This is a genomic window from Psychrobacter sp. 1Y10 (assembly GCF_052259005.1).
In the GTDB taxonomy this organism is placed as follows: Bacteria; Pseudomonadota; Gammaproteobacteria; order Pseudomonadales; family Moraxellaceae; genus Psychrobacter; species Psychrobacter saeujeotis.
In genome coordinates, this window is the sequence record NZ_JBQQES010000003.1 from 173,131 (window position 1) to 186,484 (window position 13,354).

Here is a 13,354-nt window from a genome sequence, read left to right on the forward strand (position 1 = left end):
GCCAAAAAAAACACTTGTTACATCAATAACAAGCGCTTTTTTATGTCTTTTCTCAAAATCTAAAACACTCGGTTGAGTCCATTTAACGCCGCTACCCGATAAGCTTCTGCCATCGTTGGATAGTTAAACGTCGTATTGACGAAATACTCAAGGGTATTATTACACTTCATCACGGCCTGTCCGATATGGATGATCTCTGACGCATGATTGCCGTAACAATGGATACCCAAGATTTCAAGCGTTTCACGATGAAACAATATCTTTAATACACCAGAGCGCTCGCCGATAATCTGCGCACGCGCCAAATGTTTAAAAAACGCCTGGCCCACTTCATAAGGAACCTTTTCGTCTGTCAGCTCTTGCTCAGTTTTACCGATACTCGAGATTTCAGGAATGGTATAGATACCAGTCGGTACACTTGATACTGGTTCGGCATCTCTATCACCGACCATAAAGGCAGCAGCGCAGCGTCCTTGGTCATAAGCTGCAGAAGCAAGAGATGGCCAGCCTATAACGTCTCCAGCTGCATAAATGTTTTTAACCCCTGTACAGTAAGTATCATCTACTTTGAGCTGTCCACGGCTATTAGCCTCTAAACCTATGGCTTCTAAATTTAAGCCCTCAGTATTACCTGAGCGCCCATTTGACCATAAAATTGCATCAGACTTGATTTTTTTACCACTTTTGAGATGTAAAATCACACAATCGTCGTGAGTCTCAAGATGGTCGATCTCTTCATTACTACGAATAAGGACACCGAACTGTCTAAAGTCATGCGCGATGGCATCACTGATTTCACTATCAAGGTAGCTTAGTAGCTGATTTTGGTTATTGATTAAGTCAACTTTGTAGCCAAGACCGGTGAAGATGGAAGCATATTCACAGCCGATGACACCTGCACCATAAATGATGATTTTTTTGACCACATAATCCATTTGCAAAATTTTATCAGAATCAAAAACGCGCGGATGATCAAAATCTAAAATCTCAGGACGATAAGGTCTGCTGCCAACCGTGATAATCGCCTTATTAAAAGTAAAGGTTTCAAAGATATTTTCGTCAGTTTCAACACGCAAGGTATTGGCATCTACAAAACTTGCCCAGCCATGAATGACTTCAATACGGTTACGCTCATAAAAGCGTGTATGAGTACTCACTTGGCTACGTATCACGCGACGAGCATTGGCCAGCACCTTGTTTAGTGGCACTTGCTCATATTCAAGCGCTTTGGTAAACATAGGATCACGGCGAAAATTGATCAGATTAAATACGGATTGACGCAGCGCTTTACTAGGAATCGTACCGACGTGAGTAGAGTTACCACCAACCTGATCGCGTGGATCAATGACCGCTACCTTTTTACCAGACTTAGCCAGCTTCATCGCTGCAGCCTCACCAGCAGGACCTGCGCCTAGCACAACTGCATCGTATTCAAAATTATGCTGATCGCTTTTTATACGCTGCGAATCTTTAGTAAAGCCTGATTTGATATCGATACGCGTATCATCTAACGGATTGACCAAATCGGGATGATGCATAACATCTTCTGTGACTTGTTCGTGGGTTTGCTCGATTTGTTCTTGTTTATTTTTTTCTTTGGTCTGCTCAGGAGATGTAGCAGGTGCAGCGCCGCTGTCTTTGTTTGATACTTCAGTCTTTGTATCACGACCAGTATCGTTAGTTGCATCATCTTTGCGTTTGCTTCCCATGATAACCTCTTTAATTATTTATTTACTGACTTGTCTGTCAATCTACTCATACTGTTATGAAGCCATCTATACGTGAATCAATACATTCATGCGTTAATAGCCAGTATTATGGCGTGCCCACCATACGTTGTGACAAAATATTTTGCAATGTCCAATGCCCATTTAGGCTCTGACGCCCCTCATCAACCTGCGGACGCGCACTAATCACATACTCTGTACCAAGACTTGGCGTAAAGTCATCAATCCAATCATAGGGGATTTGAAATACCGAACCATCTTTATTGGACTTGGCTAGCAGACACTGCATCGGTAATGCTGAGGCACAGGCCACGCGGTTTGGCATAATGGTTAACGTTTGCGCGTCACCTAAGACGATAGTAGGTATATAGCGCGGCTCGGGTACAGGCTTGCGCGCAAAAGGTGACGTTTGACAAGCACTAAGTAACGTGACACTGCATAGCAGGCCTAACAAAAACAAGGGCGATGTTTTAGGTTGATGGGATAGACTCATAACACTCTCTATGTGGTGATAAATGTATAGCGATACTTATATAAAATGTAGTATATAGTGATAATAATGGTCGACTATAAACACATGTATCAGATTAACCAATGCGACGTTTTAGGCCCGTCATTTGCAAAATGCGAGTGGCAATCTCTTCAACAGACATCTCGGAGACATCAAGGCTTTGAATACCTTGTGAAGTGTAGATACCTTGTATAGCGCGCTGCTCTTGCTGACACTGCTGATAGCTAGAATAGCGACTACCTGCGCGGCGTTCTTGGCGGATTTTTACTAGACGATCCGTATCAATCAACAAACCAAACAGCTTGTCTTTATGCTCGCGCAATGCTTTTGGTAGCTGATTGTCGTATAGATCATCTTCAGTCAATGGGTAGTTAGCGGCGCGAATACCAAACTGTAAAGCCAAATACAGTGAGGTTGGCGTTTTACCTGAACGTGATACGCCAATTAATATGATATCTGCCATATTGTAATGACGCGTACGTGCTCCATCATCATTATCCAAAGCAAAATGTACCGCATCGATACGCTCTTTATAAGTCTCAGAGTCGACGTTATCGTGAGCATGACCAGAATGAGCATCTGGCTCTATACCAGTTTCTTCCGCGATACGGCCGATCAAACCTTCGTACATATCTAAATTACAGCTATGAGCAGAATTAATCTTTTCGCGAATTTCTGGACTGACAATAGTATCAAATACTAACGGCAATAATCCATCGCGTTGATAAGCGATGTTGATTTGCTCAACTGCGTTTTCAGCACGTTCGATACTATCGACATAGGGCAATACTCGAGTTTCGAATGGCACTGAGGCAAATTGACTCAATATAGAACGGCCCAACGTTTCGGCTGTAATGGCGGTACCATCAGAGATAAAGAACGCGCTTCTTATCGCCTGTGAATTGTCCAAACCTAAAGCATGACGGTTTTGAATAGTCGTTTTATCTTGCTCAGACAGACTGTTTGAATACATAACTTGAAAACCTTAGTGTAAACCTCAATAGTAAGCTTTAATCGACTCATGATATTTAGTGTGTCAATTTTTAAAACTGAATCGCTATGTGGCAAATATATGGTGAATGGTAATAACGTATATATAAATAGGCAACTTATTTAGTACACTGATAGTTGTGTCTCTAATGAATTTACTAGCTGCCATTAGGGTCTTATACGCTTGTTACTTTATGTCCTACATTATACTCATAATAGACACTTAATAGGAATCAAAGTTAGCACAACTATAAAATCTAAATGACAGACATTTAATACAATCCTTTATGTGGATTTGAGCACATTAAACGTTGCAGATGACAGAAATACATATCATTTACGAAAATATTTATCTTAAGTTGGCTGCTTTATATTCGGATAAGTGAGACAATAGTTCGATTATTTACTCACAAATTATTGCTAGACTCTATAATTTGTATCTTTTTCATAAGTTTTTCGGTCTAACCCCTCGAAATTGTCCAAATATAGCGGTATAATTCACCGTTATAATCTTTACTAAATAACCTTATTTTCTGGAGTTATCATGGCAGCGCAATCTACAGCACTTGTGATCAATCTTGATCAGTTAGGAAAAAACGACATTGATATGGTCGGTGGTAAGAATGCCTCGCTTGGCGAGATGATCAGTCATCTGTCCGATCTGGGCGTTAGCGTCCCAGGCGGTTTTGCTACAACTTCAAATGCTTTCAATCGTTTTCTGACTGAAACAGGTTTGCTTGATAAAATCAATAGTGAACTTAAAGCGCTCGATGTAGACGATGTAAATAAGCTAACTGCCACAGGTAAAAAAATCCGTAATTGGATTATCGAACAAGAATTGCCAGAAGATCTTGAAAAAGAGGTTCGCCAATCATTTGAAGAGATGAGCGATGGTAAAGACATTGCTGTGGCGGTACGTTCTTCTGCAACTGCTGAAGATTTGCCAGACGCGTCATTTGCCGGTCAGCAAGAGACTTTCTTGAACATTCGTGGTATTGATAACGTGCTACTCGCTATTAAAGAGGTATTTGCTTCTTTATACAACGACCGTGCCATCTCTTATCGTGTACACAAAGGTTTTGAGCACGAAGGCGTTGCCCTCTCTGCTGCTGTACAACGTATGGTACGCTCAGAAACAGGCGCAGCTGGCGTTATGTTTACGTTAGATACAGAAAGTGGTTTTGATCAAGTAGTGTTTATCACATCGAGCTATGGCTTGGGTGAGATGGTCGTTCAAGGTGCTGTTAACCCTGATGAGTTTTATTTATCAAAACGCCTACTCACGGATGGTAAACCTGCAATTATTCGCCGTAACCTTGGTAGCAAGCACAAGAAAATGATTTACGGTGATGAAGGTAGCACAACCAAATCTGTCAAAACAGTCGATGTCGAAAAGCAAGAACGTATGCAGTTCTCGTTATCTACTGAAGAGCTGACTGATCTTGCCAAACAAGCCATGACTATCGAAAAGCATTATGGTCAAGCGATGGATATTGAGTGGGCAAAAGATGGCGATACTAATGAGATATTTATCGTACAAGCTCGTCCTGAAACGGTAAAAAGTCGTCAAGACAGTACTGTTATGGAGCGCTATGTCATTGATACAGCTGGTGCTAAAGTATTGTGTGAAGGTCGCTCAATCGGTCAACGTATTGGCGCTGGTAAAATACGTATCGTGAGCAATCTAAACGAGATGGACAAAGTCCAAGACGGTGATGTTTTAGTATCAGACATGACAGACCCAGATTGGGAACCAGTCATGAAGCGTGCTTCAGCTATCATTACTAACCGCGGTGGCCGTACTTGTCACGCTGCTATTATTGCGCGTGAGCTTGGTGTCCCAGCCATCGTTGGCTGTGGTAACGCTACTGAATTACTGGTCGACGGTCAAGACGTGACTGTCTCTTGTGCTGAAGGTGACACAGGCTTTATTTATGAGAGTCAAATTGATTTTGAAATCCAGACCAACTCTATTGAATCTATGCCAGAACTTGCATTTAAAGTCATGATGAACGTGGGTAACCCAGACCGTGCTTTCTCATTTACCCAAATGCCAAACGAAGGTATCGGCCTTGCACGTCTTGAATTTATCATCAACCGTATGATCGGCGTGCATCCAAAAGCACTGCTTAACATGAATAGCTTGCCACGTGAGATATCACAAGCGATCAATGAGCGTATTGCAGGCTATGCATCACCTGTTGATTTTTATGTCGATAAATTGGTCGAAGGTATCTCAACGCTCGCTGTTGCCTTCGTGGATCAACCCGTTATCGTTCGTATGTCAGATTTCAAATCAAACGAATATGCTAACTTGCTTGGTGGTAAATTATATGAGCCATCAGAAGAAAACCCAATGTTGGGCTTCCGCGGCGCCAGTCGTTACGTGTCTGACAACTTCCGTGACTGCTTTGAGCTTGAGTGTAAAGCACTAAAACGCGTACGTGATGAGATGGGTTTGACTAACGTCGAGATTATGATTCCTTTCGTACGTACCGTTGGTGAAGCAGCAGAAGTCATCGAGTTGCTTGAGAAAAATGGTTTAAAACGTGGCGAAAATGGTCTACGCGTTATTATGATGTGTGAGCTACCTACCAACGCCTTACTAGCAGAAGAATTCCTAGAGCACTTTGATGGTTTCTCAATCGGTTCAAACGACTTGACTCAGTTAACGCTTGGTCTTGATCGTGACTCAGGTATCGTCTCACATTTGTTTGATGAGCGTGATCCTGCAGTTAAGAAACTATTGTCTATGGCGATTGAAGCTTGCCGTAAAGCGGATAAATACATCGGTATCTGTGGTCAAGGTCCATCAGATCATCCAGACCTTGCGTTTTGGCTCATGGAGCAAGGTATCAGCTCTGTATCACTAAACCCTGATTCAGTCCTTGACACTTGGTTCTTTTTAGCGGGTGAAGAAGCACAATAAACTGCAGTATTCAGTCACCGCAGTAATTCACACAGTCATTAAAGTTACTTTGATTAGGGTCTATTTGATTTTTTCGAATAGACCCTAATATAATGATTTAAGATATGACTAATTATGTAGGCAACTATGCAGATTTTCCTTGCTCGAGACAACGTACAAGCAGGTCCATATACATTGGATCAGTTAAATATTATGCTGACATCTGGTGAAGTAGTATTGGATGATTTGGTATGGCATGAAGGTTTAGATAAATGGCAACGTATTGGTGACTTAACAGGTAACCAATATTCTTATCGTCCTGCTGATATCTCTTCTCCTTCTAACGACTCTATTGTCAACAATGTGACAGTCTTTCCAGAAGACAATGCTAGTAACCCCCAAAGTAGTAAATCGGTATCGCTAGATAGATTATATGGTAAGCCTGAACGCTCAAAAGATACCGCCAAAAACACAAAAGCGGATATGACAACCAACCGTCATCACACGCCTCATAGTAACGTGTCACTAAATAAGTCAACTGTCAATAAGACTGGGTCTCAAAAAGATAAAGTTATTGGTAATGTCGTCTTGGCACCTATCATGTCACGAGTATTAGCCACTGCGCTTAATGGCCTATTGTATGTATTAGCGATTTTTCCGCTGGTACTGGCATTAACCAAAATGGACATAGACTATTCAAAGTTTCAAGATATTCAAAACATGGACGCTGCATACCAGTACTCAATGACACTCATGGAGAGCTTACCTAGCTCTACTTTAATGATGTCACAAGTGATGGTGTTTGGACTGTTTGCGCTACAACTGGTATTTATTACATTACGTGGACAGTCGCTTGGTAAGCTTATCACTGGCATTCGTGTTGTCGATCAAACCACACATCGTATACCCTCTTTTCTTAAGCTTATCGGTATGCGAACCTTGCTACTCTTTATTATCTACAACCTATTATTTTCATTTACAAGTTTCTTAGGATTTGTCGTCATTGCTGTTCACTACTTTATAGCATCTAAAAGCCCTGAAAATATAGGGTGGCATGATAAGATTGCTAAAACTTTGGTAGTTAAAGCTGATAGTAGCCAATTGGCTAAGCAACCTGTAGTAAAATAAATATATTTAGCCACTTAAAACTATATAGACTCACTAAAAGCAGCGCTTAGTCGTTGCTTTTTTATTTATCGGCAGACAACAGTATTAACCTTTGTGTTAAGACTCGACTACTGCTATAATACGGCGCTTTATATCCTAAGCTTATTTTCAACTTTTCTTTAATGATTTGTTTGAGAGGCAGCTTACCTTATAAATCTCCTTGCTATTAACATAGGGTTAATAGCTACTAATCCGTAAGGAGTCCAAATGAGACATTACGAGCTGGTGTTAATCGTACACCCAGACCAAAGCGACCAAGTGGTCGGCATGGTTGAACGCTATATTAAGTTGGTTCAAGACAACGGTGGTGTTATTCATCGTTTAGAAGATTGGGGCCGTCGTCAACTGGCTTACCCAATCAACAAGATTCACAAAGCTCATTACGTTCTTTTCAATATCGAAACTGACGGTGAGACTTTGGCTGAGCTTGAAGAGTTATTCCGTTATAACGACGCGATCATTCGTAGCCTAGTTATGCGCCGTGACGATGCTATCACTGAAGAGTCACAGTTAGCTAAAAATGCCGATGAAAAACGTGCACGTAAAGCAACTACTCGTCGTCCAGACAGTCGTGAAAACGACGACAACGACAACAGTGAAGACTAATTAAAGGAGAATACTTATGGCACGTTTCTATCGCCGTCGCAAATTCTGCCGTTTCACTGCTGAAGGCATCACTCACATTGACTATAAAGATGTTGAGTTGCTAAAACAGTATATCAGTGACAATGGCAAGATTGTACCTAGCCGTATTACCGGTACATCTACTAAATATCAGCGTCAACTAGCCACTGCTATCAAGCAGGCTCGCTATTTATCGCTACTTCCGTATACTGACAACCATCAGTAATTTAACCGTTAACTAGGAATGACTCATGCAAATTATTTTGTTACAGCGTATCGTCAACCTTGGTAAACTCGGTGAAACTGTCGATGTAAAACCAGGTTACGGACGTAACTTTCTTATCCCTCAGGGCAAAGCACTACCTGCTACTAAAGCTAACATTGAAAAGTTCGAAGCACGTCGTGCTGAGCTTGAAGCTGAAGAAGCAAAAGAGATCGCTGTTGCTCAAGAGCGTGCTGATGCACTAACTGACGTTAATGTGATCATGCGTGCAAAATCTGGTGACGAAGGCAAGCTATTCGGCTCTATCGGTACTCGCGATATCGCCGAAGCATTGACTAACTCAGGTCTAGAAGTTGACCGTGCTGAAATCAAGCTGCCTGAAGGCACTCTGCGTCAAGTTGGCGAATATAATGTTGATATTCAGCTACATCATGACGTTACTGCTAGCATTTTAGTAACCATTCTTTCTGAAGATGGTGATGAAGAAAACATTGCAGTAGAAGATGATGAGACACAAGACGAGAGCGAAGATTACTCTGAAGAGTAAGTTTTAGAATATCTCGTTTAGATCAAAAAGAGCCAGTGACTTTAAGTTGCTGGCTCTTTTTTGTTTAGGAGACGCGGGTTCAACTCCCGCCATCTCCATCATAACGAACAATCTTTAGCAGTTTGGTTCTTATCGTAGTATGGTATAACTTATATCTTATAAATCATTACTCTAAATAGATCTAAGCACTGAGACGTTCATATGACATATTATTCAAAGCCAAATTATTCAAAGCACTTACACGATTGGCTTAAACGTGGCCGCAATTGGCATATCGAATATGACGACTATCTGTCCAATCATATTACCCATAATTGGATTGCGCTTGATGCTGCAGGTGTCAGTCAAAATAAAATGCAATGGTGGCAAGACGTATATATTAACAATGTCATAGATAAAGGTGCTACAAGTACGGCAAAAGGGTCTGAAATGCTTGTGCCGCCGCGCCAAAATGCGCTTGACTACACAGCGATAACGGATGTCAATTGGCTATACAATATACAGTCTACGCGTATCGCATTTGAAGCCTATCGTGACTTTTTTGATAAGAAAATAGCAAAGCTTGGGTTAAATACTTGCTTAAAACGCTACTACCCTGCGTTATCAGAGGGTATGGCAGGAGCGGCAATGCATCCAGTAATACATACAGGTTGGGCGGTCGATGTTGAGTCCGATAATATGGCAGCGGAAGGACTGGCCTATATGGCAACTGCCTTCCAGCCCTTAGCGACGGGCGCACATCATAGCTTGTATCAGTTATGGTCACCTGATGCGCCGCACCCTATTGACATGCTTGAGCAAATTTTAGCTGACGATAGCCTATCTCAATTAACCAAAAGAGCTGTTCAGCTGAGTCAAACTGAAGATTATAAGCAATTGAATAGAGGCGGCTTCCAGCAGCGTTTAATTACCTTCGATAACCCTAATGAGCCAATGGCACAGTTTCTTAATGATAAGGTTGTACTAAAGCTACCTGAGACTGGCAATAATTTGACTAACTCTATCGAAGCGCTAACCGTGATGGCAGCAAGCATAGTGTACGGTAGTGATAATGAATTTTTTATCATTCATGGATTAACCAGTTTGCACAGCGTTTTATGCGTACTACCCCATCTCAACGAGTTAGCACAGCGCGATGCATTGGGTTATTGGTTTCGCGCCTTGGTGGCAACGTTCATCATTCAAGACCGTCCTAACCATAAAAACACGCTAGCTATTATTAAAAGGTGGCAAGCAGATAAAAATACATCTAACAACCATCAATTAAGTGATGATGACAAAGCTTGGTGGCTACAGACCTTGCAAGCGACGACCGACAGCCTTGATGAGCATGTACCTAAGACCGTTTATGTGCTAAAGCGCTGGGCTGAATGGCAAGCGTTTTCAAAGGCATCACATGATATATTCGCTACAACCGCGCTTAATATTGCCACGCCTCATAAAGATGGTAAGTTACATGAGAATTTATGGTTTAGCAATTCATCTTCTTGAATTAATAGGAAAATAGACAGCCTCTCTTTATTTATCGTAAAAACGCCCCATATAATAGTTCTATGAACGAACAATAGTATTCATCGGGCTATTATAATATAGTATGTTATTAAGTGTAATGTCCGCATATAAGACCATTGCCAAAACCACCATTATATATTATAATACGTCGTTCTATTGGGGATGTTCTGGCTTCGACGCTGGTGATGAAACTCAATGATGCATGTCGAGAGTGTATGTCCTCTCGTAAATCAAACATATATTGTTATAGTCGCAAACGACGAAACTTACGCTCTAGCAGCTTAAACCCTGCTTACTGCGCTGCCGATTACCTATAGTTGACCAGCCCAGTTGAAGCGTCCGTATATAGGTTCGCCACAAGGGATTGTCTCAATCGCTTGGGTTCAAAAGTAGAGAATCGTCCAATCCATCCTGCCTGTCGGATCGGTGCGGACTAAAATCAAAGACAGAATCTAAACATGTAGAGTCATGAGCGTAATGCTGGCGGACGCGGGTTCAACTCCCGCCATCTCCACCAAATATATTAAATTAAGTCAATCACTTAGGTGGTTGGCTTTTTTTATGACATGATTTTGATAGGTTTTGATTATAGAGGTTAATTAGCCACTGCCCAGCGATAGAGCTTTTTAAGACCATAACTACCTGGATCGACCAGCTCTAACATATCAGCGCATGCTTCAGAACAGAACAACCGATACTCAGGATTATAAAATCCTGGAATTATAGTTCTAATCAAAGCCAAATAGTCATATTTAAAGCTTTTACGTTTGTTGAACCAACGTACGGCATAGTCAATATCACACATAACTGGAATCAATACCCAGTGACTAGGCTCCATATAGATCGTCTTACGCCGCAGTCCACCATCGCGATGACTTGAGCTAATACAATCGTAACGTTGCTCGCCCAATTCATTAATCACAAGCTCACAATGACTATAGGGAGAACCATCGATTGTACTAATAATATGGTCTAATAACTTTCCTTTTTCTGCAATGTAAAACGCCAAATAGGTGGCTTGCATGATGTACTCCTATAGTTACATTCTCCTATATAAATATACAGTAGCCGGCCAGTAATTGATAATAACTGCCATAAAAAAGCCAGTCAAATTACCTGACTGGCTTTGATGTTTTGTTGTTCTGTTGTTTTTTAGCCTTCAAGCCAAGACTTTATTTAGCCATTTACCAATATTTTGTATTTGCGGCATACAGACCTGATGCGCCATTGGATAAGTGTTATATTCAACACCATATCCCTTATCTGATAACAGTTGCTGTGCCTGCTGTCCCAAGATTACAGGAACAACTGGATCGTGAGTACCGTGTTCGATCAATATCGGTATCTCTTTATTAGCAGTGCTATAGTCGATATGATCATCGGTTGCCAAATACGTAGATAAGGTCATCAGTCCCGCTAGCCGCTCAGGATAGCCAAGCGCGACATGATAAGCCACTGCCCCGCCCTGCGAAAACCCTGCGATAACGATATGTTTAGGTTTGATGCCGCGTTCAATCTCACGACAAATCAAGTCATGGATTTGCTGAGAAGATGTCTCTATCTGAGCCAGATCGACTTTGCGCTCAAGGCTCATCTCTAAAATATCATACCATGCTGGCATCACCATACCACCGTTTACTGTCACTGGGCGTTTAGGCGCATGCGGAAAGATAAAGCGTACGGCCATGTCATTCGCTAAGCCTAACTGCGGTACCACTGGCTCAAAGTCATTGCCGCTAGCGCCCAAGCCATGCAGCCAAATCACTGCTCTGTCTATATTCTTTTGTGATGGGTTATGTTCAACAATGACCGCATCTAAATAATTACTCATATTCTTTAGGTTCCTTTGAATAAAATTATGGATACAAACAATTTATGCTTTCTATAGAACTGGTTTCTGTAGTAGGTTTTGTTCTTTATTTTTTAGTTCCGCACAAAAAAAGCCTTTGGTTGTTTCTAATTAGATAAGACTAGAATCAACAAAAGGCTGATAACTCTTTGAATGCGGTTTTAAGTAATTGATTCTACCGGCTGCTTAACATCCCCATTTTGACCACGATGACGCAGATAATGATCGAGCAATACAATCGCTAGCATGGCTTCTGCAATGGGCGTGGCACGTACCCCCACACAAGGGTCATGACGACCTTTAGTTAGCATATCAATTGCTTCACCATCTGTATTTATGCTCTTACCAGGGGTAGTAATGCTAGAAGTCGGTTTAAGCGCGATACTAACGCTAACATTCTGACCTGACGAGATACCACCTAGGATACCGCCAGCATGATTGGCAGTAAACCCATCTGGAGTCAGCTCATCGCGTGAACGATGACCAAACTGCCCAGCAACAGCCATACCATCGCCAATCTCTACCCCTTTGACGGCATTGATGCTCATCATCGCATGGGCAATATCAGCGTCTAAACGATCAAAGACAGGCTCTCCAAGTCCGACTGGTACGCCACTGGCAATAACTTCTAACTTCGCTCCGCAGCTAGTACCTTCTCGGCGTAGGCTATCTATTAATGTTTCAAAGCGACCAACCGCCTCTTTGTCAGCAGTGAAGAACGGATTACTATTCACAAAACCCCAATCGATCTGGCTTGGGTCTGTGACGTTACTATATTCATTACCAATTTGGGTGACATGACCACGGATTTGCACACCCAAGCGCTCTTGGAGATACTTCTTAGCGATAGCACCAGCCGCGACTCGCATCGCTGTCTCACGGGCTGATGAGCGACCGCCGCCGCGATAGTCGCGAAAGCCATACTTCATACTATAAGTATAATCAGCATGACCAGGACGAAAAGTATCTTTAATCTCACTATAGTCTTTTGATTTTTGATTGGTATTACGAATAAGCAGACCGATGGACGTACCCGTGGTTTTACCTTCAAACACACCGGAGATAATCTCAACTTCATCAGACTCACGGCGCTGGGTTGAATACTTAGAGGTGCCTGGTTTGCGGCGGTCTAAATCTACCTGTAAATCTTCTGCAGATAATACTAAACCTGGAGGTACGCCATCAACGATAGCCAACAAACCTGCACCATGTGACTCACCGCAAGTGGTGACGGTGAAAACCTGACCAATACTATTACCTGCCATAACTATCCCTAAACCAATAAAAATCTGTTTA

General features: G+C 41.9%; 12 protein-coding genes and 1 other RNA gene. 7 read left to right on the forward strand and 6 right to left on the reverse strand.

Annotated elements, in window-relative coordinates; translation table 11 throughout:
• Window positions 1-59: 59 nt before the first annotated feature.
• The 3 genes from sthA to ppsR all read right to left on the reverse strand — a co-directional run bounded on the left by sthA (window position 60) and on the right by ppsR (window position 3,211).
• Window positions 60-1,709, reverse strand: a complete 1,650-nt coding sequence (gene sthA / locus ACTXGH_RS06445) for a Si-specific NAD(P)(+) transhydrogenase (RefSeq protein ID WP_439296013.1) — start codon at window positions 1,707-1,709, stop codon at window positions 60-62.
• A gap of 106 nt (window positions 1,710-1,815) precedes the next feature.
• Window positions 1,816-2,220 carry a DUF4377 domain-containing protein gene (locus ACTXGH_RS06450; RefSeq protein WP_439296014.1) on the reverse strand — a complete coding sequence of 135 codons (405 nt, stop codon included), beginning with the start codon at window positions 2,218-2,220 and terminating at the stop codon, window positions 1,816-1,818.
• 94 nt (window positions 2,221-2,314) lie between these two features.
• A complete protein-coding gene (gene ppsR, locus ACTXGH_RS06455) occupies window positions 2,315-3,211 on the reverse strand; it encodes a posphoenolpyruvate synthetase regulatory kinase/phosphorylase PpsR (protein ID WP_420884168.1) in 897 nt (298 codons plus the stop codon).
• A gap of 561 nt (window positions 3,212-3,772) precedes the next feature.
• Between ppsR and ppsA the strand changes: the two genes are divergently transcribed.
• The 7 genes from ppsA to ssrA all read left to right on the forward strand — a co-directional run bounded on the left by ppsA (window position 3,773) and on the right by ssrA (window position 10,726).
• Window positions 3,773-6,157 carry a phosphoenolpyruvate synthase gene (ppsA, locus tag ACTXGH_RS06460; RefSeq protein ID WP_439296015.1) on the forward strand — a complete coding sequence of 795 codons (2,385 nt, stop codon included), beginning with the start codon at window positions 3,773-3,775 and terminating at the stop codon, window positions 6,155-6,157.
• 126 nt (window positions 6,158-6,283) lie between these two features.
• Window positions 6,284-7,264 carry an RDD family protein gene (locus ACTXGH_RS06465; protein WP_439260711.1) on the forward strand — a complete coding sequence of 327 codons (981 nt, stop codon included), beginning with the start codon at window positions 6,284-6,286 and terminating at the stop codon, window positions 7,262-7,264.
• Window positions 7,265-7,510: 246 nt separating this feature from the next.
• On the forward strand, window positions 7,511-7,909 hold the full coding sequence (rpsF, locus tag ACTXGH_RS06470; protein ID WP_439260710.1) for a 30S ribosomal protein S6: 399 nt from the start codon (window positions 7,511-7,513) through the stop codon (window positions 7,907-7,909).
• 16 nt (window positions 7,910-7,925) lie between these two features.
• Window positions 7,926-8,153: a 30S ribosomal protein S18 gene (rpsR, locus tag ACTXGH_RS06475; RefSeq protein WP_058368567.1), complete on the forward strand. Its 228-nt coding sequence runs from the start codon at window positions 7,926-7,928 to the stop codon at window positions 8,151-8,153.
• Window positions 8,154-8,178: 25 nt separating this feature from the next.
• Window positions 8,179-8,697, forward strand: a complete 519-nt coding sequence (gene rplI / locus ACTXGH_RS06480) for a 50S ribosomal protein L9 (protein WP_439260709.1) — start codon at window positions 8,179-8,181, stop codon at window positions 8,695-8,697.
• 201 nt (window positions 8,698-8,898) lie between these two features.
• Complete coding sequence (locus ACTXGH_RS06485) at window positions 8,899-10,188, forward strand: questin oxidase family protein (RefSeq protein ID WP_439296016.1); 1,290 nt, start codon at window positions 8,899-8,901, stop codon at window positions 10,186-10,188.
• 179 nt (window positions 10,189-10,367) lie between these two features.
• Window positions 10,368-10,726: a transfer-messenger RNA gene (gene ssrA / locus ACTXGH_RS06490) on the forward strand.
• Between the two features lie 78 nt (window positions 10,727-10,804).
• Here ssrA and ACTXGH_RS06495 read toward each other — a convergent pair.
• From ACTXGH_RS06495 to aroC, 3 genes are all read right to left on the reverse strand, one after another.
• A complete protein-coding gene (locus tag ACTXGH_RS06495) occupies window positions 10,805-11,233 on the reverse strand; it encodes a hypothetical protein (protein ID WP_439296017.1) in 429 nt (142 codons plus the stop codon).
• 135 nt (window positions 11,234-11,368) lie between these two features.
• The gene (locus ACTXGH_RS06500; RefSeq protein WP_439296018.1) at window positions 11,369-12,040 is read right to left on the reverse strand and encodes an alpha/beta hydrolase; all 672 of its coding nucleotides are present in this window, start codon (window positions 12,038-12,040) and stop codon (window positions 11,369-11,371) included.
• Window positions 12,041-12,219: 179 nt separating this feature from the next.
• On the reverse strand, window positions 12,220-13,323 hold the full coding sequence (aroC, locus tag ACTXGH_RS06505; protein WP_439296019.1) for a chorismate synthase: 1,104 nt from the start codon (window positions 13,321-13,323) through the stop codon (window positions 12,220-12,222).
• Between the last annotated feature and the right edge of the window lie 31 nt (window positions 13,324-13,354).

What these genes read in the sequence shown, in the direction of transcription:
- ACTXGH_RS06465 (WP_439260711.1), top strand. Translation starts at nt 6,284, where the DNA reads ATGCAGATTTTCCTTGCTCGAGACAACGTACAAGCAGGTCCATATACA.
- rplI (WP_439260709.1), top strand. Translation starts at nt 8,179, where the DNA reads ATGCAAATTATTTTGTTACAGCGTATCGTCAACCTTGGTAAACTCGGT.
- sthA (WP_439296013.1), bottom strand. Translation starts at nt 1,709, where the DNA reads ATGGGAAGCAAACGCAAAGATGATGCAACTAACGATACTGGTCGTGAT.
- rpsF (WP_439260710.1), top strand. Translation starts at nt 7,511, where the DNA reads ATGAGACATTACGAGCTGGTGTTAATCGTACACCCAGACCAAAGCGAC.
- aroC (WP_439296019.1), bottom strand. Translation starts at nt 13,323, where the DNA reads ATGGCAGGTAATAGTATTGGTCAGGTTTTCACCGTCACCACTTGCGGT.
- ppsA (WP_439296015.1), top strand. Translation starts at nt 3,773, where the DNA reads ATGGCAGCGCAATCTACAGCACTTGTGATCAATCTTGATCAGTTAGGA.
- ACTXGH_RS06450 (WP_439296014.1), bottom strand. Translation starts at nt 2,220, where the DNA reads ATGAGTCTATCCCATCAACCTAAAACATCGCCCTTGTTTTTGTTAGGC.
- ppsR (WP_420884168.1), bottom strand. Translation starts at nt 3,211, where the DNA reads ATGTATTCAAACAGTCTGTCTGAGCAAGATAAAACGACTATTCAAAAC.
- ACTXGH_RS06485 (WP_439296016.1), top strand. Translation starts at nt 8,899, where the DNA reads ATGACATATTATTCAAAGCCAAATTATTCAAAGCACTTACACGATTGG.
- rpsR (WP_058368567.1), top strand. Translation starts at nt 7,926, where the DNA reads ATGGCACGTTTCTATCGCCGTCGCAAATTCTGCCGTTTCACTGCTGAA.
- ACTXGH_RS06500 (WP_439296018.1), bottom strand. Translation starts at nt 12,040, where the DNA reads ATGAGTAATTATTTAGATGCGGTCATTGTTGAACATAACCCATCACAA.
- ACTXGH_RS06495 (WP_439296017.1), bottom strand. Translation starts at nt 11,233, where the DNA reads ATGCAAGCCACCTATTTGGCGTTTTACATTGCAGAAAAAGGAAAGTTA.